Source organism: Pedobacter gandavensis (assembly GCF_032677645.1).
In the GTDB taxonomy this organism is placed as follows: domain Bacteria; phylum Bacteroidota; class Bacteroidia; order Sphingobacteriales; family Sphingobacteriaceae; genus Pedobacter; species Pedobacter gandavensis_A.
This window is the reverse complement of record NZ_JAVTSB010000009.1, coordinates 242,379-266,221: the sequence shown is the minus strand read 5'-3', so window position 1 is coordinate 266,221 and position 23,843 is coordinate 242,379. Positions and strand designations below refer to the sequence as shown.

Annotated in this window: 16 protein-coding genes; 12 read left to right on the top strand and 4 right to left on the bottom strand. The window is 41.0% G+C overall.

Going from position 1 to position 23,843, the window contains the following annotated elements; all coding sequences use genetic code 11:
* Positions 1-52: 52 nt before the first annotated feature.
* Together leuS and R2Q66_RS16645 are read left to right on the top strand one after the other, a co-directional pair.
* Positions 53-2,860, top strand: a complete 2,808-nt coding sequence (gene leuS / locus R2Q66_RS16650) for a leucine--tRNA ligase (RefSeq protein WP_316751027.1) — start codon at positions 53-55, stop codon at positions 2,858-2,860.
* A gap of 504 nt (positions 2,861-3,364) precedes the next feature.
* Positions 3,365-5,818, top strand: a complete 2,454-nt coding sequence (locus tag R2Q66_RS16645; protein ID WP_316751025.1) for an outer membrane beta-barrel family protein — start codon at positions 3,365-3,367, stop codon at positions 5,816-5,818.
* A gap of 54 nt (positions 5,819-5,872) precedes the next feature.
* Here R2Q66_RS16645 and R2Q66_RS16640 read toward each other — a convergent pair whose 3' ends face one another.
* Positions 5,873-7,531, bottom strand: a complete 1,659-nt coding sequence (locus R2Q66_RS16640; protein ID WP_316751023.1) for an ABC transporter substrate-binding protein — start codon at positions 7,529-7,531, stop codon at positions 5,873-5,875.
* An 18-nt stretch (positions 7,532-7,549) separates the two neighbouring features.
* Between R2Q66_RS16640 and R2Q66_RS16635 the strand changes: the two genes are divergently transcribed.
* Positions 7,550-8,005 carry a hypothetical protein gene (locus tag R2Q66_RS16635; protein ID WP_316751021.1) on the top strand — a complete coding sequence of 152 codons (456 nt, stop codon included), beginning with the start codon at positions 7,550-7,552 and terminating at the stop codon, positions 8,003-8,005.
* Positions 8,006-8,010: 5 nt separating this feature from the next.
* Here R2Q66_RS16635 and R2Q66_RS16630 read toward each other — a convergent pair whose 3' ends face one another.
* The gene (locus tag R2Q66_RS16630) at positions 8,011-8,532 is read right to left on the bottom strand and encodes an NAD(P)H-dependent oxidoreductase (protein ID WP_316751019.1); all 522 of its coding nucleotides are present in this window, start codon (positions 8,530-8,532) and stop codon (positions 8,011-8,013) included.
* Between the two features lie 184 nt (positions 8,533-8,716).
* Between R2Q66_RS16630 and R2Q66_RS16625 the strand changes: the two genes are divergently transcribed.
* The 9 genes from R2Q66_RS16625 (at position 8,717) to R2Q66_RS16585 (ending at position 21,124) form a co-directional block, all read left to right on the top strand.
* Positions 8,717-9,520, top strand: coding sequence for an AAA family ATPase (locus tag R2Q66_RS16625; protein WP_316751017.1), 804 nt, complete (start codon positions 8,717-8,719; stop codon positions 9,518-9,520).
* A gap of 10 nt (positions 9,521-9,530) precedes the next feature.
* Positions 9,531-10,451, top strand: a complete 921-nt coding sequence (locus tag R2Q66_RS16620) for a ParB/RepB/Spo0J family partition protein (RefSeq protein WP_316751015.1) — start codon at positions 9,531-9,533, stop codon at positions 10,449-10,451.
* On the top strand, positions 10,451-11,149 hold the full coding sequence (locus tag R2Q66_RS16615; RefSeq protein ID WP_316751013.1) for a DUF5683 domain-containing protein: 699 nt from the start codon (positions 10,451-10,453) through the stop codon (positions 11,147-11,149). The genes R2Q66_RS16620 and R2Q66_RS16615 overlap by 1 nt, the downstream gene beginning before the upstream one ends.
* 35 nt (positions 11,150-11,184) lie before the next feature.
* The gene (gene dapB / locus R2Q66_RS16610; RefSeq protein ID WP_316751011.1) at positions 11,185-11,925 is read left to right on the top strand and encodes a 4-hydroxy-tetrahydrodipicolinate reductase; all 741 of its coding nucleotides are present in this window, start codon (positions 11,185-11,187) and stop codon (positions 11,923-11,925) included.
* 6 nt (positions 11,926-11,931) lie between these two features.
* Positions 11,932-13,128, top strand: coding sequence for a signal peptidase I (gene lepB / locus R2Q66_RS16605; RefSeq protein WP_316751009.1), 1,197 nt, complete (start codon positions 11,932-11,934; stop codon positions 13,126-13,128).
* 216 nt (positions 13,129-13,344) lie between these two features.
* The gene (locus R2Q66_RS16600) at positions 13,345-14,535 is read left to right on the top strand and encodes an ROK family protein (RefSeq protein ID WP_316751006.1); all 1,191 of its coding nucleotides are present in this window, start codon (positions 13,345-13,347) and stop codon (positions 14,533-14,535) included.
* A 102-nt stretch (positions 14,536-14,637) separates the two neighbouring features.
* Positions 14,638-17,748 (top strand): SusC/RagA family TonB-linked outer membrane protein, encoded by a 3,111-nt coding sequence (locus R2Q66_RS16595; protein WP_316751004.1) that lies wholly within the window; start codon positions 14,638-14,640, stop codon positions 17,746-17,748.
* Between the two features lie 42 nt (positions 17,749-17,790).
* Positions 17,791-19,695, top strand: a complete 1,905-nt coding sequence (locus tag R2Q66_RS16590) for a SusD/RagB family nutrient-binding outer membrane lipoprotein (RefSeq protein WP_316751002.1) — start codon at positions 17,791-17,793, stop codon at positions 19,693-19,695.
* Between the two features lie 238 nt (positions 19,696-19,933).
* Positions 19,934-21,124, top strand: coding sequence for an ROK family protein (locus R2Q66_RS16585; protein ID WP_316751000.1), 1,191 nt, complete (start codon positions 19,934-19,936; stop codon positions 21,122-21,124).
* Positions 21,125-21,142: 18 nt separating this feature from the next.
* Here the strand turns inward: R2Q66_RS16585 and R2Q66_RS16580 are convergent, their stop codons facing one another.
* Together R2Q66_RS16580 and bshC are read right to left on the bottom strand one after the other, a co-directional pair.
* Positions 21,143-22,228 carry an Ldh family oxidoreductase gene (locus tag R2Q66_RS16580; protein WP_316750998.1) on the bottom strand — a complete coding sequence of 362 codons (1,086 nt, stop codon included), beginning with the start codon at positions 22,226-22,228 and terminating at the stop codon, positions 21,143-21,145.
* A gap of 3 nt (positions 22,229-22,231) precedes the next feature.
* On the bottom strand, positions 22,232-23,821 hold the full coding sequence (gene bshC / locus R2Q66_RS16575; RefSeq protein WP_316750996.1) for a bacillithiol biosynthesis cysteine-adding enzyme BshC: 1,590 nt from the start codon (positions 23,819-23,821) through the stop codon (positions 22,232-22,234).
* Between the last annotated feature and the right edge of the window lie 22 nt (positions 23,822-23,843).

Below are 23,843 nucleotides of genomic sequence, written 5' to 3'. Positions count from 1 at the left end.
TGATCCAACCTTTATTTCCTTATTTTCGCGCTATATATAAGGCATAGCTGTAATGGATTATCAATTTAAAGAAATAGAACAAAAGTGGCAAGAGTTTTGGGCTAAAAATCAAACGTTTAAAGCAGAAGATCATTCTGTAAAACCTAAATTTTACGTACTCGACATGTTTCCTTACCCATCAGGAGCAGGTTTACATGTTGGTCACCCACTCGGTTATATTGCTTCCGATATATTTACCAGATATAAAAGGTTAAAAGGATACAATGTATTGCATCCGATGGGGTACGATTCCTTCGGTTTACCGGCAGAACAATATGCGATTCAAACAGGACAACATCCGGCATTAACAACGGAAGTAAACATCAATACTTACAGAAGACAACTGGATCAGATCGGTTTCTCTTTTGATTGGAGTAAAGAAGTGCGTACCAGTGATCCTGAATATTATAAATGGACGCAGTGGATCTTTATGCAACTTTTCAATTCCTGGTATAACAAGGATACGGATCGTGCGGAAGACATCACCACCTTAATAGAAAAATTTAATGCTTCGGGAAGCGCTGATGTAAAAGCGGTTTGCGATGAAGATACTAAGTCTTTCCTACCTAGCGACTGGGCCACAATGACCCCGGAAGAAAAACAGGAAGAGCTGTTAAAATACCGCTTAACTTATCTTAGAGAGAGTACTGTGAACTGGTGCGCGGCATTGGGAACGGTATTGGCTAATGATGAAGTGATCGGTGGTTACTCAGAACGTGGTGGCCATCCGGTAGAGCAAAAGAAAATGATGCAGTGGAGCATGCGTATTTCTGCTTATGCAGAGCGATTGTTGCAAGGTTTAAACACCATCGACTGGCCGGAACCGGTAAAAGAAATGCAGCGTAACTGGATCGGTAAAAGTGTTGGCGCAAGCGTTCGCTTTAAAATCGAAGGCGCAGCAGACCTAACCGGAATAAACACCGACTTTATCGAAGTATTTACCACCCGTGTAGACACTATTTTTGGTGTTTCCTACCTGGTATTGGCTCCAGAGCATGAATTAGTGATTGCTTTAACCAAACCAGAACAATTGGATGGTGTAAATAAATACATCGCTCAAACGAAGAAAAAAACGGAATTAGACCGTATGGCCGATGTAAAAACCGTTTCCGGTGCATTTACAGGTACATATGTGATCAATCCGGTAAGCGGCGAACGCGTACAATTGTGGATTGCAGATTACGTATTGGCAGGATATGGAACGGGTGCCGTAATGGGCGTACCTAGCGGTGATCAGCGCGACTGGTTATTTGCAACCAATTTCAACTTACCAATCGTACAGATTTTGGACGGTCAGAAAGACATCGAAACTCAGGCAGATTCGACTAAAGAAGGTAAATATATCAACTCTGGTTTCATCAACGGGATGACTTATGCCGAAGCTACTGAAACCTTAAATAACTGGTTGGAAGCGGAAGGTGTAGGAAAAGCGAAAATCAACTACCGTATGCGTGATGCGATTTTTGGTCGCCAACGCTATTGGGGTGAGCCAATTCCGGTTTATTTCAAAAACGGATTGCCATACCTGATTCAGGAAGAAGAATTGCCTTTATTGCTTCCGGAAATTGATAAATATCTGCCAACAGAAAGCGGTGAGCCACCATTGGCAAGAGCCGAAAACTGGAGCTACGACAATCAATACGAATATGAATTGAGTACCATGCCGGGTTGGGCAGGTTCCAGCTGGTACTGGTACCGTTACATGGACGCTAAAAATAAAAATGCTTTTGCTTCAGAAGAAGCTATCGAATATTGGAAAGATGTAGATTTGTATATCGGTGGATCTGAGCATGCAACCGGACACTTATTGTACAGTCGCTTCTGGAATAAATTCCTGAAAGATCTTGGACATGTAAAAGTGGAGGAGCCGTTCAAAAAGCTGATCAACCAGGGCATGATCCAGGGCAGATCGAACTTCGTTTACCGCGTGGTAGATGAAGAGGGCAAAGGAACCAATACTTTAGTTTCTTACGGACTGAAAAAAGACTATAAAACTATTCCACTACACGTGGATGTGAATATCGTTGAAAATGAAATTCTGAATATCCCTCAGTTTAAATTGTTCAGACCTGAATTTGCAGCTGCAGAGTTTATCCTGGAAGGCGGAAAATATATCTGTGGTGTAGAGGTAGAGAAAATGTCTAAATCTAAATTCAATGTCGTAAATCCTGATGTATTGATCGCCAGTTATGGTGCCGATACCTTGAGAATGTACGAAATGTTCTTAGGACCATTGGAGCAAAGTAAACCTTGGAATACCAATGGAATTGAAGGTGTATTTAAATTCCTTCGCAAATTCTGGCGTTTATTCCATAATGATGCATGGATATTCAATGTAACTGATTCTGTGCCTTCAAAAGCAGAATTAAAAGCATTACATAAAATCATTAAAAAGGTTCAGGATGATGTGGAACGTTTCTCTTTCAACACTTCTGTATCCAGCTTCATGATTGCAGTGAATGAATTAACCGAGTTGAAATGTAAAAACCGTCAGGTATTAGAAGATTTAGTTGTAGTACTTTCTCCGTATGCACCGCATATCTGTGAAGAACTTTGGACAAATCTGGGTAATGATGCAGGAAGTTTATCTTATGCGAAATATCCGGAATTCAATCCTGCATTTATGGTAGAAGATGAGTTCTCTTATCCGGTATCTGTAAACGGTAAAACAAGGTTAAACCTTAATTTAAGCCTGACTTTAGAGCCTAAAGAGATTGAAGAGATCGTATTGGCAGATGAGCAGGTGCAAAAATACCTGGAAGGTAAAACACCTAAAAAGGTGATTATCGTGAAAGGTCGTATTGTAAATATTGTGATCTAAAAAATTGTGAGCTAAACAGGTTTTCAGGTTAGCCTGTCAATTTGAGCAGATAGATTTATCCATAAATACATTGATTTCAGGCTCCGGACCATCAGTCCGGAGCTTTTTTGTACCTAAAGATCTGGAACTGATTTGAAATGATGCCGGGAATATAAAATACTGTGGAAGCTTTAAGCCGGCCATGCTGGGGCTTCAAGCCTATCAGGGCCCTACCAGCACCCCTGTAGCACCGGCGAATGTGCCCTGTAGCCAGAACTTCTTTAGCCAATCTGTGCTAGAACAAAATATTTACAAAATCCGTTTTAAAAGGAGTTTTTCTACTCAATAGTAGTCATTAATTCTTTTCACCGGTCAATAAATGCAATTCACCGTAAAATTATTGCCAGAAGTCTAAAATCTATGGCCCGGACTTGTAACAATATATACCTTCGTTAGACTAATTGAAAAACCGGATAGCGCGCCGCTAACCAGTTAACCTATGCTATTATACATTATACTACTAAAATGAAAAAACTTATACTCTTATTTTTTGGTCTGGTCCTGACGATTGGGGCAAATGCACAGTTTCCAATGGGCGGAGGGACGGCTAAAAAAATGGTTACCGGAAGGATAACGGCTGTCATTCTGGATTCGGTTACCAAAAAACCGATTGATTACGCCACGGTATCCTTAATGAAAAACAAAGACAATAAATCTGTAAACGGGGCAGTAACCGACGAACGTGGCAGACTAAGCTTGTCGAACATCAGTCCGGAAGAATATAAATTGTCTATTGGATTTATGGGCTACAAAACAAAAGTCATGACGGTAAAAACCACGCCCGAGAAACCAGATTTAAGCATGGGTACGATTTACCTGAGTCCAACGGCAAGCAACCTGAAAGAAGTAGAAATTAGCGGTCAGGCCGCATTAATTGAAAACAAAGTAGACAAGATTGTATACAATGCGGAGCAGGATATTACCAATGCCGGTGGCGATGCGACCGATGTGATGCGTAAAGTGCCGATGTTATCCGTAGATGTCAATGGAAATCTTCAAATGAGAGGTGCTGCGGTAAGGGTGTTGATCAATGGGAAACCATCTGGTACGATGGCCAACAGTGTAGCAGATGCCTTAAAAATGATCCCTGCGGAGCAGATAAAAAGTGTGGAAGTGATCACCAGTCCGTCGGCAAAATATGATGCGGAAGGTTCTGGCGGTATCGTCAATATCATCACCAAAAAGAAGTCAGCAGAAGGAACCAGTGGAAGTGTGAACACCTCGGTAGGTACACGCTCTAACAATGGCGCCTTCAACCTGAACGCTAAAACAGGCCGTTTATCGCTTACCGGAAGCCTTGGTGTAAACCATGCTTATCCTCAGAATTCATTGGTACGTTCTTTTAATCAGTCTGTTGCGTCAGATGGCAGCATAAATACGACCTCGCAGGAGGGCTATTCAAAATGGTCTCGTTTAGGCTATAATGGTAGCGTTGGACTAGATTATGATTTCAATAACTACCATAACATCAGCAGTAATGTAAAGATCAATCGTTTTTCTAATGGTGGTCCGGGTAGCTCAAACGTGTTAACCAATGGTTTCCCGTCTTTAAATATCAGAGATATGGATATGGGATTCAATAATTTGGATTGGAATATCGATTACAGAAAAACAAGTAAAAAAGAAGGAGAGGAGTTTAGTGTTTCTGCACAGCTAACCACCGGAAGAAATACCAGCGATTTCAGCAATAGAATCATATTTCCAGAGCCGTATATCGCTAATCCAGGCGATCCAGGTGTGATGCTTGCCGATATTATTAACAATGGAGCCAATACCGGAAAAAATAATGAATATACTTTGCAGTCGGATTATGTGTATCCACTGAGTAAAACGACAACTTTAGAAACCGGTGTAAAAGGGATCTTTAGAAACATTCAGAGTAATTACGGAGAGAGTTTGCAGGATTTTGATTACGACCAGAATGTAGCTTCGGCTTATGGGGTTTTAGGTTTCAAAATTGGCAAGAAAATCACTGCTAAAGCTGGATTAAGAGGAGAGTATACCGCTATCAATTCTTTATCTGGTCATAAAGATAAATATGATAAGGATTACACGAACCTGTTCCCGAGTGCGGTAATTTCTCAGGCATTAAAAGGTGGAGGAAGTGTTAAACTGAGTTATAACAAAAGAATTCAACGTCCAAGTTTATTTTATCTGAATCCTTTTGAAAATAAAAGTGATCCATTCAATATTTTGCGCGGTAATCCGGAATTAGATCCGGAGATCACCCAAAATATGGAACTGGGCTATTCTACTTTTATCAAAGGATCGGTGATCAATGCTTCGGTTTTTTACCGGACTACAAAAGATGTGATTGAAAGTGCAAGTTTACCACTCCCGGTAGCAGATGGTGACCCTCAGCGCTTTTTAACGACTTACCTGAATGTGGGTAAAAGTCAGTCTTATGGGATGAACGTTTTTGCGAGTTACAATCCTAAGCCAAAATGGACTTTAATGACCAATTTAGGACTAAATACATATGAAGTGAACAATCAGGCCAGCGATTTAAATACGGGCACCTTTGTAAACTATACGGCCTTTTTACGTTCGGCTTATGCTTTACCTGGTGGATGGAATACAGAACTTTGGGGGGTGATCAATTCTCCAAAAAGAACCTTCCAGGGTAAAACAGATGCGATGTATTTCTATGGTGCTGCATTGAAGAAAGAAATCATGAAGAAAAAAGCAAGTATCGGACTGAATGTCCTGAACCCTTTTAGCCGTGATTTAGTGATCAACACTGTAAATAAAGGAAAGGGCTACGAACAAAGCACTAATATCCATTATCCATTGCGCTCATTTGGCGTCAATTTCAGCTATAGCTTCGGTAAACTGAAATTTACACAGCCTAAAAAAGGAGTGAAAAATGATGACGTGAAGAAAGAGGATCAGGGAGGAATGGGAGGCGTTCAAAACTAAAAGCCTTTTTAAACGAGTAAAAAGACCTTTTCGCTAAAAACGGAAAGGTCTTTTTTATTGCTTTTTAACGTGTTTTAAGATCATCAGGTTTAATGGATTCAAGGGATAACCGCTGATGTTATTTTGCAACATGATCAAAGATTGATCATAAAGGATCGGTACGATGTTCGCATAAGTCATCACCATGCTGTCCATCTTTTGATAAAGTTTATATCTCTTTTTCGGATCATTCTCATAATAACTGCGCTCAAATAAGCGGTCGTAATCTTTGTTGAAATAGCCGGTATAGTTCGGCCCGTTGGGTACTTTGTTTTTGGAGTAAAATACCGCCAGGTAATTTTCGGCATCGCCATAATCGGCAATCCAGGAGCCCCTGAAAAAGTTAACCGCATTTTTCGACATCATGTCTCTTAAACTCGCGTTCGGACTGGCGTCAATTTTTACTTTGATGCCAATCGCATTCAACTCGCCCTGGATAAATTCCATCAGGTCTTTATACGTTGTAGAAGTGCTCAGGGTGATCTCTGGCATGCCTTTCCCGTTTGGGAAGCCGGCTTCGGCCAATAACCTCGCCGCTTTTTCAGGTTCATAATGGTAGCCTTTTACCACCGTACTGTCGAAACCAGGCATGCCTTCCGGCACAAAACCCGCAGTCGCCGGAATCCCAATACTGTTCCTCAGGTATTTGATCAGTTTCGGTTTGTCTATCGCATAATTGATCGCCTGCCTTACTTTTAAATATTTTACCGGGGAGTTTTTAGCGATACTTTTAGAGGTGTCTACCAGAAAGCCCAGGTACTCGGTGCAGAGGTAGGGGCTTTTGATCAATTGAAAATCCCCTTTGTATTTTTGAGTCATTTTTCCACTCTTGGTCAGGATATCATCACGATAGCTGCCATCTACCTTATCAAAAAAATCAAGCTCCTTTTTGATGAAATTCATGAAAGCACTTTGCTTGTCGCTGATAAACGTCACTTTTACCGCATCCAGGTAAGGCAATTGCTGTCCGTTTTCCTTTTCCCAATACTTTTCATTTTTCAGGAATACGAGGACTTCATCTTCCTTCCAGTACTTAAATTTAAAGGGACCGGTGCCTATCGGGTGAGAGCGGAAATCCTTTCCGTAATGTTCTACCACTTCTTTTGGCACCACGGAGGCATATTGTGCCGTTAATAAACTGAGGAAAGCAGGGAAAGGTTTGTACAGCTTAATTTGAAAAGTGGAGTCGTTCAGCGCGATGAAGCTATGCTGATCTTTGACTTTGTCACTAAAAATCCAGCTTCCGGAAGAGGCCACTTTAGGATCGATTAAGCGGTAAAAGCTGTAGGCAAAATCATCGGCTATGACCTTTCTCCCTTTTCCACCGGGAAAGATCGGATCGTCATGAAAGAAAACATCGTTTCTCAAATGAAAAGTATAGTTTAAGCCATCATCTGCTATTTCCCAGCTTTTGGCAATACAGGGTAGGGTGTTCAGATTGCTGTCGATTTGTACGAGGCCGTTGAAAACCTGGTTCACCATCCAAAGCGCGTTTTGATTGCGTGCAAAGGCGGGATCCAGGGAAGTCAGGTTCTGGTCCAGGTTCATGTTAAAGACTTTTTTGCCGGAATCATCGGTCTTTCTGCCACAGGAAGCAAAGAGAAACAGTAATAATCCGTAAAAAATATGGGAGATAATACGACGCATCGGTGTAGGAATACTAATTTTGCACAAAGTAATAAATAAATCAATATGTCTTTTTTAAATGCAGTTATAAATAAGGTGGAAGATGAAGCGTTAAATGAAATGCTTCAGGAGCGTGTGGATCTTGTCCAGCATAAAATAAAATTTATGGAGAAGGTAGCAGTCGCCTGTCTGGATACCGAAAATCATTTGAACTGTGATTTGGAAGGCGTAATTAATGATGCTGGTGGTGTTTTACAAGCTGATATGACCCAGGCAAGGGTAATCATCTACGTAGAAAAAGATACCAGTATGTTAGAAATGATGGGTGTTGTTCCTTCCTTGCTTCAGAAAGAATGGCCTGCTGTAGAATACAACAGGGTTTATTTATTAGACGATCAGGCTGCGGCTGCAGAAAGTCCGGAAGAATTGGTGGCTTTACTGGAAGATATCGCAGAAATGCTGTACCCGGGCTACTTTGTTTTCGGAAATGAAGGGAAAAGCTGGACTAGTTTCGGCGTTTAAGCCGACTAAAACGCGATAAATTTGTCCATTTGCTGGTTGCTGAATTTTAAGGTGTCTTCCTTGAAAATCTCATCCAGCTCATTTAACTCCGTTTTGATAATCGAAATGTGAATCCTTAATGGGAGTACATGTAAATGGAGGTAACTACATACCCCGCCGAAATGATCAATACCTCTGATGTTGCCATATTTCCCGGAAGAGATCCCCACTAAAGCGGCCTTTTTATCGTAAAAACTATCTGGAAACTGACAGGCATCAATGAAGGTTTTTAGTACCCCCGGGAAACTCCCATTGTATTCCGGGATTACGAACAGGAATTTGCTGGTTTTGGTCATCATTTCCTGGATCGGTTCAAACTCCGGACTTCTCTTTCCATACAAATCTGAAGCAATCAAATTGTCCGGTAGCGCTTCCAGACTGAAGACCTGACTTTCTAATCCTTTTTCTGCCAGTACTTTTTGATAATATTTTGATACTTTCAGCGTATTACTACCAGGTCTGTTTGTTCCGGAAATGATGGTTACCATGTAAAAAATTGTTAATAAGATGTGTAAAACACTATATTGGTGCTATGCAGTAAGTGTCAAATTGTTTGTATCTTAGCTAATCGTTAAAATGTGCCTAAATCAATACAAAAATAGCATTTTTTATAGATTTAAATCAGGTAACAGCAAGCCTTCAGTAAATAATTGGTAATTATTAAAAAGATAAATGAGTAAAATTATTGCATTGGCAAATCAAAAAGGTGGTGTAGGTAAAACGACTTCATCTATAAACTTAGCCGCAAGTTTAGCCGTACTGGAATACAGAACTTTATTGGTAGACGCAGATCCACAGGCTAACTCAACCTCAGGTATCGGTTTTGACCCAAGAAGTATTAAAAATAGCATCTACGAGTGTATCATCAATGATATCGAACCGATGGATGCCATTCAAAAAACAGAAACCCCTAATTTAGACCTGCTCCCAGCACATATCGACCTGGTAGGTGCGGAAATTGAGATGATCAACCTCAATAACAGAGAGTATAAAATGAAGGCCGTACTGGAGAAAGTGAAAGATCAGTACGATTTTATTATCGTGGATTGTTCGCCCTCTTTAGGTTTGATTACCATCAATGCACTGACCGCTGCGGACTCGGTAATTATCCCGGTTCAATGTGAGTATTTTGCCCTGGAAGGATTAGGTAAGTTACTGAACACTATTAAGATTGTTCAGAATCGCTTAAACCCGGAATTGGAAATTGAAGGAATTTTATTAACCATGTATGATGTGCGTTTACGCTTGTCAAACCAGGTGGTAGAAGAAGTAAGAACCCATTTCCAGGACTTAGTATTTGATACGATTATCCAAAGAAATACACGCCTGAGTGAGGCACCTAGTTATGGTATATCCGTGATTATGCACGATGCCAACTGTAAAGGAGCGATCAACTATTTGAACCTGGCCCGCGAAATCGTTCGTAAAAACGGATTGGTGACGGAAGAGCAGGATGTAAATAAAGCAATTATATAAAACTATTTTAATGACATCTTTTCAGCGAAAAACAGGTTTAGGTAAAGGATTAAGTGCGCTTTTAGATGACAGCGATTCGGTGAATCCACCGAAAAACGGAGTCAATCCTGTCAGTGAAAACAGACAGGAAAATAGCAATAACAGTGCGATTGGTCATATCAGAATCAGTGATATTGATACCAATCCTTATCAGCCACGTACGGAATTTGATGAGGTTGCCTTAATTGAACTTTCGGAGTCGATTAAAGTGCAAGGCCTGATTCAACCCATTACCGTTAGAAAACAACCGGGAAATAGATTCCAGTTGATTTCTGGTGAACGTAGGTTGAGGGCTTCTAAACTGGCCGGCCTAACGGAAATCCCTGCCTATGTGCGCAATGCCAATGATCAGCAAATGCTGGAAATGGCATTGATTGAGAACATTCAACGTGAAAACCTGAATGCCATCGAAATCGCCATGTCTTTTCAAAGGATGCTCGAAGAATGTAACTTAAAACAAGATCAATTGGGAGAACGTGTCGGGAAAAACCGGACTACCGTTGCCAATTACCTTCGTTTACTGAAATTACCGCCCTCGATTCAGATCTCCATCAGAGATCAGAAAATATCTATGGGTCATGCCCGTGCGCTGATCAATGTAGAAGATGTAGAAAAACAACTTTTTATCCACCGCGAGATTATTGAAAAAGGTCTTTCTGTAAGGAAAGTAGAAGAACTGGTGAGAAGTATCAATAGTTTAGATATTACCGCTAAACGTCCGAAACAGCCAAATGGCGTGTCTTTTGAATACCAAAAATTACAAAAAGACCTCGCTACCAAGTTTTCTACGAAAGTGAAACTTAAAGTAGGGGAGAACGGTAAAGGTGCAATCGAAATTCCTTTCATGTCGGAAGATGACCTGAGCAGGATTTTAGAATTATTGGATTGGTAATGTCAAAGGCTTTTCTTTTGTCTGGATTATTGTTTGTCGCTTCCATCGCCGCGAATGCGCAGGAAGTTACCCCACTAAAAAAAGACAGCGCGCTGGTTAAACCAGTTAAAAATAAAGTAGATACTTTAAAACCTAAGTATGTAAACCCTGGTAAAATTGCCGGTAGACAGGCCATGATACGCTCGATGTTGGTACCGGGATTGGGGCAAATCAGAAGTGGTTTCAATCTTTATCGCGGGTTAAAAGTAGCTGGTATCTATACCGGGGCCACTTTGCTGACGATCTCTTATATCGACAACAATAAAAATTACCATATCTTTCTTACCGAATTACAGGAGCGGGATAAGGCTGCAGCCTATGCAGCGGCATTGAAAGAAAATGGTGGAAATCCAGAGCTGGTAAAGCTGCCACAGGGATTTCCTAGTAAAACTTATGAAAATGTATCCCGCGAGAATCTGATCACCGCAAAAGATACATATAGAAGAAACAAAGATGTCATCCTTTTCTCTTTTGTTGGCTTGTATCTTTTAAATGTCGTAGATGCTTATGTAGATGCCCGATTGAAATATTTTGATGTAGGAGAAGTCTCTGTAAAAATATCGCCGACCATCATGAACAATAATGCGGTGTTTGGTGGCAGCACCATGTACGGATTAAATTTACCGGCACCGGGAGTTAAACTAGCCATCCGTTTTTAAAAGAACGGATTAAAACTATTAAAGAACCAACGAAAATGAAAATAGCACTATTGGGTTATGGTAAAATGGGTCAGATTATTGAACGTTTTGCTTTGGAAAGAGGCCATGAAGTGGTCCTGAAAATTAACTCTTCAAATCAGGATGAGCTAACTGTAGCTAATTTATCGAAAGCGGATGTCGCCATAGATTTTAGTATTCCGGATGCGGCAATTCCGAATATCTACCTTTGCTTTGAAGCCAATGTGCCTATCGTTGTAGGTTCTACCGGTTGGTACGGAGAATTGCAGGAAGTGAAGAATGCCTGCCTAAGCAGTAACAATACCCTGCTTTATGGATCAAACTTCAGTATCGGGGTAAATATCTTCTTCCATATCAATCAGGTTCTGGCCAAAGTGATGAACAATTTCCCTGCCTATGACGTGCAGGTAGAAGAAATTCACCATACCCAAAAACTGGATTCGCCAAGTGGCACGGCCATGACCATTGCAGAAGGCATTATTGATGCGCTGGACAGCAAAAAGGAATGGGTAAATGAATTGGTGGGTAGCCCTTTTGAGGATATCATCAAGAAAGATCAGGTGTTGATTGAGTCGCACCGTATTGAACATGTTCCCGGAACGCATACCGTAGTGTATAGTTCTGAAGTGGACGAGATTGAGATAAAACATACCGCACATAACCGTGCTGGTTTTGCTTTGGGCGCTATAGTTGCAGCGGAGTGGTTGCAAAATAAACAAGGCTTTTATAACATAGCCGATATATTTAATTTTAAATAGAAAAATATGAATTGGAAATTCTGGCAAAAGAATAAAGATACCAAGCCAGGTAAGAAAAAGTCTAAAAGCCGCGAATGGTTCGATGCCGTTTTATTTGCGGTAATCGCAGCCACCATTATCAGGGTGTTTTTTATTGAAGCCTATACCATTCCTACTGCTTCCATGGAGCGTACGTTATTGGTTGGTGACTTCTTATTTGTGAGTAAAGTGAACTATGGCGCAAGGATTCCAATGACTCCTGTTGCTTTTCCTTTTGCCCACCATACCATGCCAATTACTGGTACTAAAGCGTATTGGGAAGGTGTAAAATGGGATTTCCGTAGGTTACCAGGTCTTTCTGATATCAAAAGAAACGATGTGGTGGTCTTCAATTACCCACAGGGTGATACGGTTGCAGTAGAATACCAGGATCAGGATTACTACCAGATGGTTCGTTCATTGGGTTGGAAACAGGTGAACAGTCAGTTTACCATCATCTCCCGCCCGGTTGATAAAAGAGAAAATTATATCAAAAGATGTATTGCGATTGCAGGTGATACCATCAGCATGAAAGGCGGATTAGTTTACCTGAATGGTAGCGCAGATCCACTGAAAAGTACCGGACAGATTTCTTATGAAGTGGTATTTAAAACTGCTGATGTGAATTTCAAAGTGTTCGAAGATATTGGCTTTAATGTTTCTGATGAAATTTCTGCCATGAACCAAAATACTTACCAGTTTACCGGTACCGCAGAAATGATGGCCGAAGTTCGTAAACTGAGCTTTGTACAGTCGGTGCAGGAACAAGTTGAACCAGCAGGAAAAAGAGATCCGGATATTTTCCCTTTTGATCCAAAAAGAGATTGGAATGTAGACAACTTTGGGCCAATTATTATCCCTAAAAAAGGCTGGACAGTTAAACTGGACAGTGCAACGATGCCGCTTTATGAAAGAGCCATCCGCATTTATGAAGGTAATAAACTGGAGAAATCAGGTAATGGTTATTCGATCAATGGTGTGGCTACAGATAGTTATACTTTTAAAATGGATTACTACTGGATGATGGGCGATAACCGCCACAGATCAGCGGATTCGCGCTACTGGGGCTTTGTACCGGAAGACCATGTGGTTGGAAAGGCATTGTTCATCTGGATGAGCTATGATAACCATGGATCTTTCTTAAATAAGATCAGATGGAACAGGTTGTTCCGCGGAATCAATTAAACTTCCAAAAAATCTAAAAAAAAAACGGCTGGTGCTTTGCATCAGCCGTTTTTTTATGCAATTGCTTTTCATTTTCCAATCAGCGCGCGCTATACACTTAAGGGGTAAATCTTTATGTGATTTAAACGCAAGTCATTATTACTTTAAAAATAATTTAAAAAGTGTACCTGTTTTGTGGCAAATATATTTTAAGTTTGAGCAATTAAATGATAAACTTTGACAGCTAGTATTAAGAAATATCGTCAATTAAGGACAGATGTGATTAAGCACTTGTATTACAGTAAGATGTTAACACTTACTGAATTGAGTCTCCTGACACATAAAAGTCTGCCTTTAATTACCAATGTGGTGAATAGCCTGGTGGCGGACGGATATATTCTCGAATATGGGCTTGCACCTTCCACAGGTGGTAGAAGAGCATTAACTTTTCTATTGAATAAAGAAAAACAAAGGTTTATTATCGCCGTTGCTATGGATCAGTTGGTTACTCAGGTAGCCCTGTATGATTTACTAAATGAGCAGCGTGTGGAACCTGAATTGCTACAATTAACGCTCCATGATGATCCCGGGATTATGACAACCCTGATCGGATTCCTTAAAAATTACCTGCAAAAATCCGGTGTTCCGCTGGAGCAAATATTAGGTGTCGGCATTGGTATGCCGGGCTTTGTAAATGCGGCCAAAGGAATCAATCATACTTTTTTCAAAGTAGCCGGAGAAGGAAGTTTAAGGGAACACCTGACTAAAGAACTGGGATTGCCGGTATTCATCGACAATGATTCCAGTCTGATTGCACAGGCAGAATTGAAGTTCGGCGAAGGGAAGAAGCTGAAAGATGTGATGGTGGTTAATATCGGCTGGGGCATCGGCTTAGGTATGATCATCAATGGGAGCTTGTTTAGAGGTCATAGCGGATATGCCGGTGAATTTAGCCATATCCCGCTTTCTTTAAGCAATAAGTTGTGTTCCTGTGGAAAACAAGGTTGCCTGGAGGTGGATACCTCTTTACTGGTTTTGGTGGAAAAGGCGAAATCGGAAATGGAACGCGGTGTAAGTTCAAGCTTGCAGCAGCGTTTTACTGATGAAAGTAATCGCCATGGCGATCATTTCCTGGAAGCAGCTAAAGCGGGAGACCCCCTGGCCGTTACGATTCTTTCGGATGCAGCTTTTCTGATTGGAAAAGGTCTGGCCACGTTAATACATATCCTCAACCCGGAACTTATTGTTTTGGGAGGGAGAGGAGCCAGCGCCGGGAAAATGTTGCTGGCACCGGTTCAACAGGCCATCCACGAGTTTTGTATCCCCAGGTTGGCAGAACATACGGAGATTAAAGTGTCTGCTTTGAACATGGATTCCGGACTGCTTGGCGCCGCAACACTCGTGATCGAAAACTGTGATTTTAACTAGTTCTCGCTGTGGGCCTTTTTATTTTAAGAATATGCTAAAAGCATTTAACACAATAATATTGACAACTATTAACCTAAATTTTAACAATTAAATCTTTATAAGATGAAGCAGATGTACAGGAGGTGTATGGCCGTTTTGTTATTGAATGTAATAACAATAGCTGCTTATGCCCAGCAAAAGGTTACCGGTACGGTAACAGAAAAATCAGGCCAATCCATCCCGGGAGTGAGTGTCACAGAAAAAGGTACTAAAAACGGTACTTCTACAAATGGAGATGGTAAATACAGTATTTCTGTGAAGTCTGGTGCAGTATTGGTATTCTCTTCAATTGGTTTAACCACAAAAGAAGTAAATGTTGGTACTTCAACTACGCTGAATGTAGTGATGGAGGATGAAGCAAATAAACTAAATGAAGTGGTGGTAACCGCCCTTGGTATCAAAAGAGAGAAAAAATCTCTGGGTTATGCCATGCAGGAAATTAAAGGGGAATCTTTAGTGAATGCCAGAGAGCCTAACCTTGTAAACGCGCTTTCCGGTAAGGTAGCAGGTTTGCAAATTACACGTTCCAGTTCTGGTCCGGGTGGTTCTTCTAAAATCACACTAAGGGGTAACAACTCTTTAACAGGTAATAATCAGCCTTTAATCGTAGTAGATGGGGTGCCAATGGATAACTTTACCGGTGCTGCAAATAACGATTTCTCTAATCCGGGTCTGGATATGGGTAATGGTTTATCAGACATCAATCCGGAAGATATTGAAAGTATGTCGGTCCTGAAAGGCCCTTCTGCTTCCGCACTTTACGGCTCAAGAGCTGGTAACGGTGTGATCTTAATCACCACCAAATCTGGAAAACTGCAAAATGGATTGGGTATTACCGTAACTTCTTCTGTAGGTATAGAAAGTATTATGGCGAGTCCGGATATGCAAAATACTTACGGACAAGGTACAAACAGCCTTTATGATCGCGCAGCAAGCACAAGTTGGGGGCCAAAAATCGAAGGTCAGACCGTTACTAAATGGAATGGTGAGCAGGCTCCTTTGCAAAGCTTTGATAACGTAGGCAACTATTTCCAGAACGGTGTGTCTCTAAATAATGGTATCTCCTTCCAGCAACAGTTTAAAGGTACGTCTATTTATACGTCTTTAAATCGCGCAGATGATAGAAGTGTGATCCCTGGTGTGAAACTGACCAGAACAAATTTAATGGCCAGAGCGGTTACTAAATTTGGTAAAACGGATAAGTGGACAACCGATACTAAGGTGCAATACAATAATACCAATGCCGAAAACAGACCTTTATTAGGGAATAGAAATGAAAATGCTTTTTCTACGATTTATAACCTGCCAAGATCAATGGATATCCGTGATTTTAGCGCAGCAAAAAATGCAGCAGGAAAAATGTTATGGTATAGCGGTGGTACGCAGTCGAACCCTTACTGGACGCGTCAATATAACCTGAACCAGGATATCAGAGATCGTTTCTTAATGAATGGTTCCCTGAAATATCAGGCTACAGATTGGTTAACAGCCGAAATTAAAGCTGGTGCAGATATTTATACCACCAATTCTGATGCTAAATTATATGCAGGTAGCCCTAGCTCAACCAATGGTAGATACAGCCTTTCTAAACGTACGTTTACAGAAACTAACTTTAGTGCTTTATTGACCGCTAAAAAAGATAACCTGTTCAGTAAAGTAGGTGGTTCATTAACCTTAGGTGGTAACTTAATGAAAAACCAACAATCTGAAATTGGCGCTAGCTCCGGAGAATTTATCATTCCTGATTTCTTCTCTGTCAATAATGGTGTGGGCTTCCCAAGCGTAACCGAAGATTTTAGAAAGAAACAAATCAACTCTGTTTACGGATCCGGTCAGTTAAACTGGGACCAGTATTTATTCCTTGACCTGACTTTTAGAAACGATTGGAGCTCTACTTTAAGCGCTGCAAACCGCTCGTATTTCTATCCTTCTATCAGTACTTCATTCGTGTTTTCTGATATGATCACCAAAATTGGTGGTACCCTGCCTTCCTGGATGAGCTACGGTAAAGTAAGGGCTTCCTATGCAGAAGTTGGTAACGACCTTCCTCCTTATCAATTGTACAATACCTATGTGGTGGGTAAAGATCCAAACGGAAATCCTATCGCAGGTAGAGATAAGGTGCTTTATGATCCTTCGGTAAGAAGTGAGCTGATTAAAGCATTTGAAGTAGGTGCCGAAATGAGGTTCTTCGAAAGTAGATTCGGTTTCGATATCGCTTACTATAAATCTAATGCCACCAGACAATTACTGAACATCCCAATGGATCCCCTGAGTGGTTATGAAAGTAAGAAAATCAATGCAGGTAATATCCAGAATACTGGTTTTGAAGCCATGGTAGATGCGAAGGTATTGACAAATCCTAATTCCTTAAACTGGAATATGATGCTGAATTTCTCTACCAATACCAACAAAATCATTTCCTTAAATAGTGAAATCAATACTTACCCGTTGGGTGGCTATGATGACCTTCGCGTATTGGGTATCGCCGGACAAAAATACGGTGAAATCTATGGTAGCAAGTACATGAGAGTGGAAGATCCGAACAGCGAATTTAATGGTCAGCTGATCTTAGATGGTAACGGATTACCACAAAGAGGAGCGCAAAATGCAAGGTTAGGAAATCAACAGGCTACAGGTCTTTTGGGTTTCACCAACAGTTTCTCTTATAAAGGAATCGGTTTCTCTTTCTTGGTAGATGCTCGTTTTGGCGGACAAATTTTCTCGGGAACCAATGCTGGTTTGCAAGAGAATGGTAACGCCAGCATCACTGCTCCTAATGGTTTAAGAGACCAGATGGTCGTAAATGGTGTGATCTTAAGCGGTGGCAAATATGTTCAGAATACCACTGCGGTAACGCCGGAAAGATATTGGGCGAAAATACATAGCTATGGTAACCTTGGGATCTCTGAGGAAAACATCTATGATGCAACCAATGTGAGATTGAGAAATGTACAGATCAGTTATGATTTACCACGTAAATTCTTAGCTAAAACACCATTGCAAAGAGCTAAAATCGGTGTTTCAGCCAACAATGTATGGTTGATCTATGGTGATATGCACGGGATTGATCCGGAATCAGTATATGCTACAGGTAACAATGCCACTGGTTTCGAAAACTTTTCTGCGCCAACTACCCGTACTTTCTTATTCAACCTGACACTGGGCTTCTAAATTTATTAACCTGAGGATCTTCCTTAATTAAAAGATATTCTAATGAAAATAATTATAAAAACCGCATGTACGCTACTCGCAACATCTCTGTTGCTGACGTCATGTAAAAAATTTGATGAGGTAAATGTGAACCCTGTTGCCGCAAGTGGGGATCAGGTGCAACCAGAATATTTCCTGAATAACTCCATTATCGGTGCACAACAAAATCCGGAAGTAGCGGAAAGAGCTTTTGTCCTGATCTGGAAAACTGCCGGTCACCAACAAAGTAACGGTGTTTTTTTTAATGGTACTCATGATGATACGCACATCACCATCTATTTTAACCAGATTTCTGGTTGGTTAAACAACGCAAATACTGCAATTAAAATAGCCGCCGATAAAAAAGCTTCAGGTACTGATGCTGCTTATACCAATAATGTGGCACAGGTGGCCAGGATCTGGCGCGCCTATCTGATGAGCGAAATGGCAGATAATTTTGGTCCGATTCCTGTTCTTGCTTTTCAAAGCAGCAATCCGGAGTATAATAACGTGAAAGATATTTATTACTACCTGCTGGAGGAATTGAAAGATGCAACTTCTAAAATTGATGTGTCTGTAGTGAATACTGCTGCCCTGAAAAAAATGGATCCCGCTTACGAATACAATTATGCAAAATGGATCAAATATGCGAATTCAATGCGCATGCGTTTGGCCATGAGGTTATCAGAAGTGGATCCGGATAAAGCTAAAGCGGAGTTTGAAGACGCTGCGGCCGGTAGTAACTTTATCACCGAAAGCACAGAAACTTTTGAAGTGCAGGAAAGAGATGGCTGGGATAACTTAACCGGTGTGATGAGTAGAAACGGTAATGCGCAGTATATTTCTGCTACGCTAAACAATATCTACCTTGGTCTTGGTGGTGTGAAATCCGCCGATCAGCTGGATCCAAAGTTTGCGCCATTCATCAAACCAGCCAACTGGTTGGGTTTAAAATTGGATGATCACTTTACCTCAATGACCAATAATCCTTCCGCTGGATATTGGTTCGATGGTCTGCCGGAAACTATAGATCCACGTGCTTATAAAACCTTTATTATTCCTGGTGATTTTGAAAATCCAAGCTTCAGTTTCTTCCCTATCGGACAGGATGATGCCATAACTACGGTTAGAAAATTGAATGATAAGGATAATAATGTAGTTAAAAAGATTGATGCTAAATTCAACTGGAATGCTTCCAACACTGGTGATTGGGGTGCTAAAGGGACTAAAAATGAGCTTCGTGCTTATGCCGGTACCATGCCTCGCTTATCTAGTAAATTCAGATTGAGTGCCAACAAACGTGTGTTCTTTGCCCCTTGGGAAACGTATTTCCTACTGGCTGAAGCCGCAGAACGTGGATGGTCAACACCAATCGCTGGTAAAGCCGCTTATGAAGCAGGGATCAAATCCAGCTTTGCCTATTGGGGAGCTGCTGGTTTAGCCACTTATTTAACTTCTAATGACTTCAACAGGGTAGGTACTTCGGTAAACTGGGATCACATCACAGAGCCTGCCGCTAGTCATGATATGGATTTTAAAAATGGATATACTGATGTAGCCGGTGTTGCAAAAGTATTGTATCCTAAAAATGATCTTTATAAAAATGGTACAGTTAAAAATGATCGCCTGACAAAAATTATTACACAGAAATTTATTGCACAAACACCTTGGCTTCCTTTAGAAGCATGGAATGATCAAAGACGTTTAGGCCTGCCTTTCTTTGAAAATCCTGCAATAGAAATCGAATTGCCAAATCTACCGGCATTAAATAAAAGCAATTACATGGAAAGTAAAGTGCAGTTCTTCCCTCAGCGTTTAAAGTATCCTTCTGGTTTGAAAGATACCAATGCTAAAGGCTATGAGCAAGCACTGAAAGCTTTAAATGGTGCCGATGAAGTGTTAACTCCTTTATGGTGGGCGCAAAAATAAACCCGCTCTTTTAAACGAAAAGCCCTGTAGATTTTTAAATTTCTACAGGGCTTTTTTTGTGGGCATAACTTTCTGTAAATTTGCTGGTTTATGGCTTTTTAGCCCGATTAAGTAGTTTTTGTAGGCTACCTTCTTTTATCTTTTAGATAAAAAGCGGGCGGTACTTAGAAAATAATTTAAAAAGTAGTGTTATTATTTGGAATAATTATTATAAGTTTGATTAGCCAAATAACCGACCGTGAACGCCACAACCAGAAAATACCACCAACTTCGTAAAGAAGTTATCAAACATTTGTATTACAACAAAATGTTAACGCTGACTGAGTTAAGTAAACTCGTTAGTAAAAGTCTGCCTTTAATTACCAGCACAATTAATGACTTGGTAAGCGATGGTTATGTGCTGGAATATGGTCTGGCGCCATCTACAGGCGGACGTCGTGCACTGACCTTTTTATTGAATAAGGAAAAGCAACGGTATATTGTTGCAGTCGCAATGGATCAGCTGGTCACCAAGGTGGTCATCTATGATCTGCTCAATCAGGCGGTCATGGAGTCTGAACAGCTGAAAATTAGTCTTAGCGAGGGTGCAGAAGGTATACCCGTGTTGCTGGATTTTTTAAAAGACTACATTTCCCGTTCGGGAATTACCACAGATCAGATTTTGGGAATAGGTATCGGAATGCCAGGCTTTATGAATGCTGAAGAAGGGATTAACCATACCTTTTTTAAAGTTCCAGGTGATGGAAACCTGACTAAACATCTCGCCAAAGCATTAAACTTACCAGTGTTTATCGACAATGATTCTAGTCTTATCGCATTGGCGGAGATGAAATTCGGCGTTGCCAAGGACACAAAAGATGTGATGGTGCTCAATATCGGCTGGGGAATTGGCTTAGGTATGGTCATCAATGGTAGTCTTTTTAGAGGTCATAGCGGCTATGCCGGAGAATTTAGCCACATCCCGCTTTCCCAAAGTAATAAGCTTTGTTCTTGTGGAAAACGTGGCTGCCTCGAAGTAGATACTTCTCTACTGGTATTGGTAGAACGTGCAAAAACTCAAATCACTGCGGGCGTAAATTCTAGTCTGGAAATCCTGTTTCTGGATGAATCTAAATTGCCGGGTGATCATTTTCTGGTCGCTGCAAAAGCCGGGGACCCGCTCGCGGTTTCCATCCTGTCCGATGCAGCTTTCCTGATCGGAAAAGGAATTTCCACGCTGATTCACATCACCAATCCTAAATTGATTGTCTTAAGCGGAAGAGGGGCAATCGCAGGAAAAATCCTCATGGCACCAATTCAACAGGCCATAAATGAGTTCTGTATTCCGATGTTATCCGAACATACTGATATAAAAGTCTCTGAACTGGCAATTGATCCGGCACTCCTTGGTGCAGCAACTCTGGTAGTTGAGAATTGCAATTTTAATTAGTAAATAAAATAACAGGCCTTAAACAAGACCTGTTATTCCTAATTTTTTTGCCAGTTCGTTCAGATCATTGACTACCACATCAATAATTGGAATGCCTTTAACTTTTCTTTCCTGCTCAAAAGCATATTCCGGTTCACCTGGAATGATTACTTTTTTACCCGGATCAACTGTGCGGGCCGACTGAAATCTTTCGATCCAGTTGTCCAGATGATTCTTGAAATCTTCCGCAGGGCGGAAGCCATCAATCCGCATCGCACCAAAGAAATGCCCTAATCCTTCACCTACCGGGTTTGCAGAAGGTTCCAGAAAAGCCACAAAAGGAGGGACCCATGGGCCATAATTGGCACCTGAAAGCACAGCCGATAGTATATCTACTGTCGCACTTAAGCCATAACCTTTATGACTGCCGTGGTCTTTATCGCTACCTAAAGGCAAAAGAGAACCGCCATCTTTCAATTGATGTGGGTTCGTAGAAGAATTTCCATCCTTATCCTGTACCCAACCTTCAGGAACAGGTAGATTGGCTCTTTGTGCAATCTCCAATTTTCCGTTTGCCGCTGCTGCGGTAGCCATATCCACCACTACAGGTGGGTATTTTCCGGCAGGAAAAGCATAACACATCGGGTTGGTGCCCAATAATCTTTCATTTGAATAAGTAGGAGCAACCAGCGGACTCGCATTCGTCATACTTACACCGATCATATCTTGTTCTACCGCCATTAAAGCATGGTATCCGGCAATTCCAAAATGATTAGAGTTTTTAACGGCTACCCAGCCACTACCATAAATCTTCGCCTTTTCAATAGCTACTTTCATGGCAAAAGGAGCAACCACTAAACCTAATCCGGCATCGCCGTCAACAGTAGCTGTTGTTGGTGTTTCATGAACCACACGTACATTCGGTGTCGCATTGATGCGTTCTTTTTCCCATAATCTGACATAGCCACTTAACCGGGCTACCCCATGAGAATCTATTCCACGTAAATCAGATTTCAGCAAAACATCTGCTGCCAACTGCGCATCCGCTACCGGACAGCCCATTTTCAGGAATACGCTTTCCGTAAACTGACGTAAATTTTGTTCTGTAAAAGTATGAAAAGTCATTTTTTATGAAGCAAATAGAACCGTAAACTGGTGGTCCAATGGTTTGAAAGTTAAAATCAGGGAATCAATGAAATCCTCGCCATAGGCAACATACAAAGGCGCGATATTGAGCACTCTTTCCTGTAATACCCCTGTCGGGAAAAGTTTCCCTTTTAAATTGTCAATTTGTGATAAGGAAGTATCATGCTTTCGCTTTTCAGCTCTAAGCATTTTCTTCTCTAAATTAACAATCAGTTTTAAAGCCTTAGTTTTAGCAGCATCAGCTGATTGAGAAAGGGTTTTGTCGATCTTGTAAGCATTAAGCTTGATCTGATCAAATATAGCACTCAAAGTACGCTGTTCATCGCTTAAAGTCAGCTGTAAATTGACATGCGCTTTGATCCAGTCGTTTTTAAGCGTTTCTGTATCTTTAAAGAGGTCTATATGACTAATACCGAGAATCTGCATTTTCAGCTCAGAACGTTTATCGATCACTAAAGCCGAGTTTCTAAGCAACAAAACAGGGAAATCAACCTGATAATAGTCGAAATTTGCTTTTAATTGCAACCAGTAGGTCAGTTCTGCACCACCACCAATATAGGCAAGGTTTGGCAGGATCAGCTCCTGATAAACCGGACGCATCACTACATTCGGACTAAAACGTTCCGGAAAATCAGCGATTTCCTGTTTCAATTCCGCTTCCGTAAACTGAATAGACGTATGCATCACCTTGTAGACGTTATCCTCTTCTACAATACGTTCCCTCAATTGGTCTGTCATGTAAAAGAAGTTAATTTCTCTTGGGTTTACCTGCGTTTTATAACCTTTCGCTTCCAGCGCGGCATTGCTCTCCGAAATGTGCTCAAAGCTATGCTGACCAATAATATCGGCCTCCATAATAGGTGCAAATTCCTTTTTTAATTCAGGCTCGTCGGCATCTACGCAGACTAATCCGTACTTCCCAAATAAACCGTTTACCAGTTCTCTGGTGGCATCAGAAAGTTTTTCATGTTGTGTATACGCTTTTTCTACCAGGGCAGCTAGTTGTAAGCCATTTTCGGTAATACCGAGATAGCCTTTATAAGCCAACAAGGTTTCTGTGATGTCTTTGGTGCTTAATCTTCCGGTAGCTCCGGCTGCTTTTTTATTCCAGCTGAGTTTTTTATCCTCGATTTTCACATGGTTGATCTCTTCAAAATCATGATCTTCCGTAGCCATCCAATAGACAGGCACAAAGTTTTCATTCGGAAACTTCTCCTTTAACTCTTTTGCAAGGTTAATGGCAGTAACGATCTTATAAATGAAATAAAGTGGGCCGGTAAAGATATTAAGCTGATGACCGGTGGTAATGGTAAAAGTCCGGTCATCAGCTAAAAGATGTATATTTTGTTCCACTAAAGCGGGAGCCTTAATGGTCGCATATTGCTTTTTGAGGATTCGGGTCAATACAGCCCTGTTTCCTTTAAAATGGCGGTTTTCGATGGCTTTAGCAAAGCCTTCAAAGTCCGGTGTGTACTTATAAAAAGCACTTAACTGATCCTTTCCGTCGATGTAATCGAGTACAGCGCTGGAGAAGGCATTGGTTTCCTGGTAAGAGATGTATCTGGCCTGCATTGCTACGAATTTAAGTTAATAA

Excerpts from the sequence above, each read along its gene's own strand:
- R2Q66_RS16595 (WP_316751004.1), top strand. The coding sequence starts at position 14,638 with ATGAAGCAGATGTACAGGAGGTGTATGGCCGTTTTGTTATTGAATGTA.
- R2Q66_RS16635 (WP_316751021.1), top strand. The coding sequence starts at position 7,550 with ATGTCTTTTTTAAATGCAGTTATAAATAAGGTGGAAGATGAAGCGTTA.
- R2Q66_RS16590 (WP_316751002.1), top strand. The coding sequence starts at position 17,791 with ATGAAAATAATTATAAAAACCGCATGTACGCTACTCGCAACATCTCTG.
- R2Q66_RS16580 (WP_316750998.1), bottom strand. The coding sequence starts at position 22,228 with ATGACTTTTCATACTTTTACAGAACAAAATTTACGTCAGTTTACGGAA.
- R2Q66_RS16645 (WP_316751025.1), top strand. The coding sequence starts at position 3,365 with ATGAAAAAACTTATACTCTTATTTTTTGGTCTGGTCCTGACGATTGGG.
- R2Q66_RS16620 (WP_316751015.1), top strand. The coding sequence starts at position 9,531 with ATGACATCTTTTCAGCGAAAAACAGGTTTAGGTAAAGGATTAAGTGCG.
- lepB (WP_316751009.1), top strand. The coding sequence starts at position 11,932 with ATGAATTGGAAATTCTGGCAAAAGAATAAAGATACCAAGCCAGGTAAG.
- bshC (WP_316750996.1), bottom strand. The coding sequence starts at position 23,821 with ATGCAGGCCAGATACATCTCTTACCAGGAAACCAATGCCTTCTCCAGC.
- R2Q66_RS16625 (WP_316751017.1), top strand. The coding sequence starts at position 8,717 with ATGAGTAAAATTATTGCATTGGCAAATCAAAAAGGTGGTGTAGGTAAA.
- R2Q66_RS16615 (WP_316751013.1), top strand. The coding sequence starts at position 10,451 with ATGTCAAAGGCTTTTCTTTTGTCTGGATTATTGTTTGTCGCTTCCATC.
- leuS (WP_316751027.1), top strand. The coding sequence starts at position 53 with ATGGATTATCAATTTAAAGAAATAGAACAAAAGTGGCAAGAGTTTTGG.
- R2Q66_RS16630 (WP_316751019.1), bottom strand. The coding sequence starts at position 8,532 with ATGGTAACCATCATTTCCGGAACAAACAGACCTGGTAGTAATACGCTG.
- dapB (WP_316751011.1), top strand. The coding sequence starts at position 11,185 with ATGAAAATAGCACTATTGGGTTATGGTAAAATGGGTCAGATTATTGAA.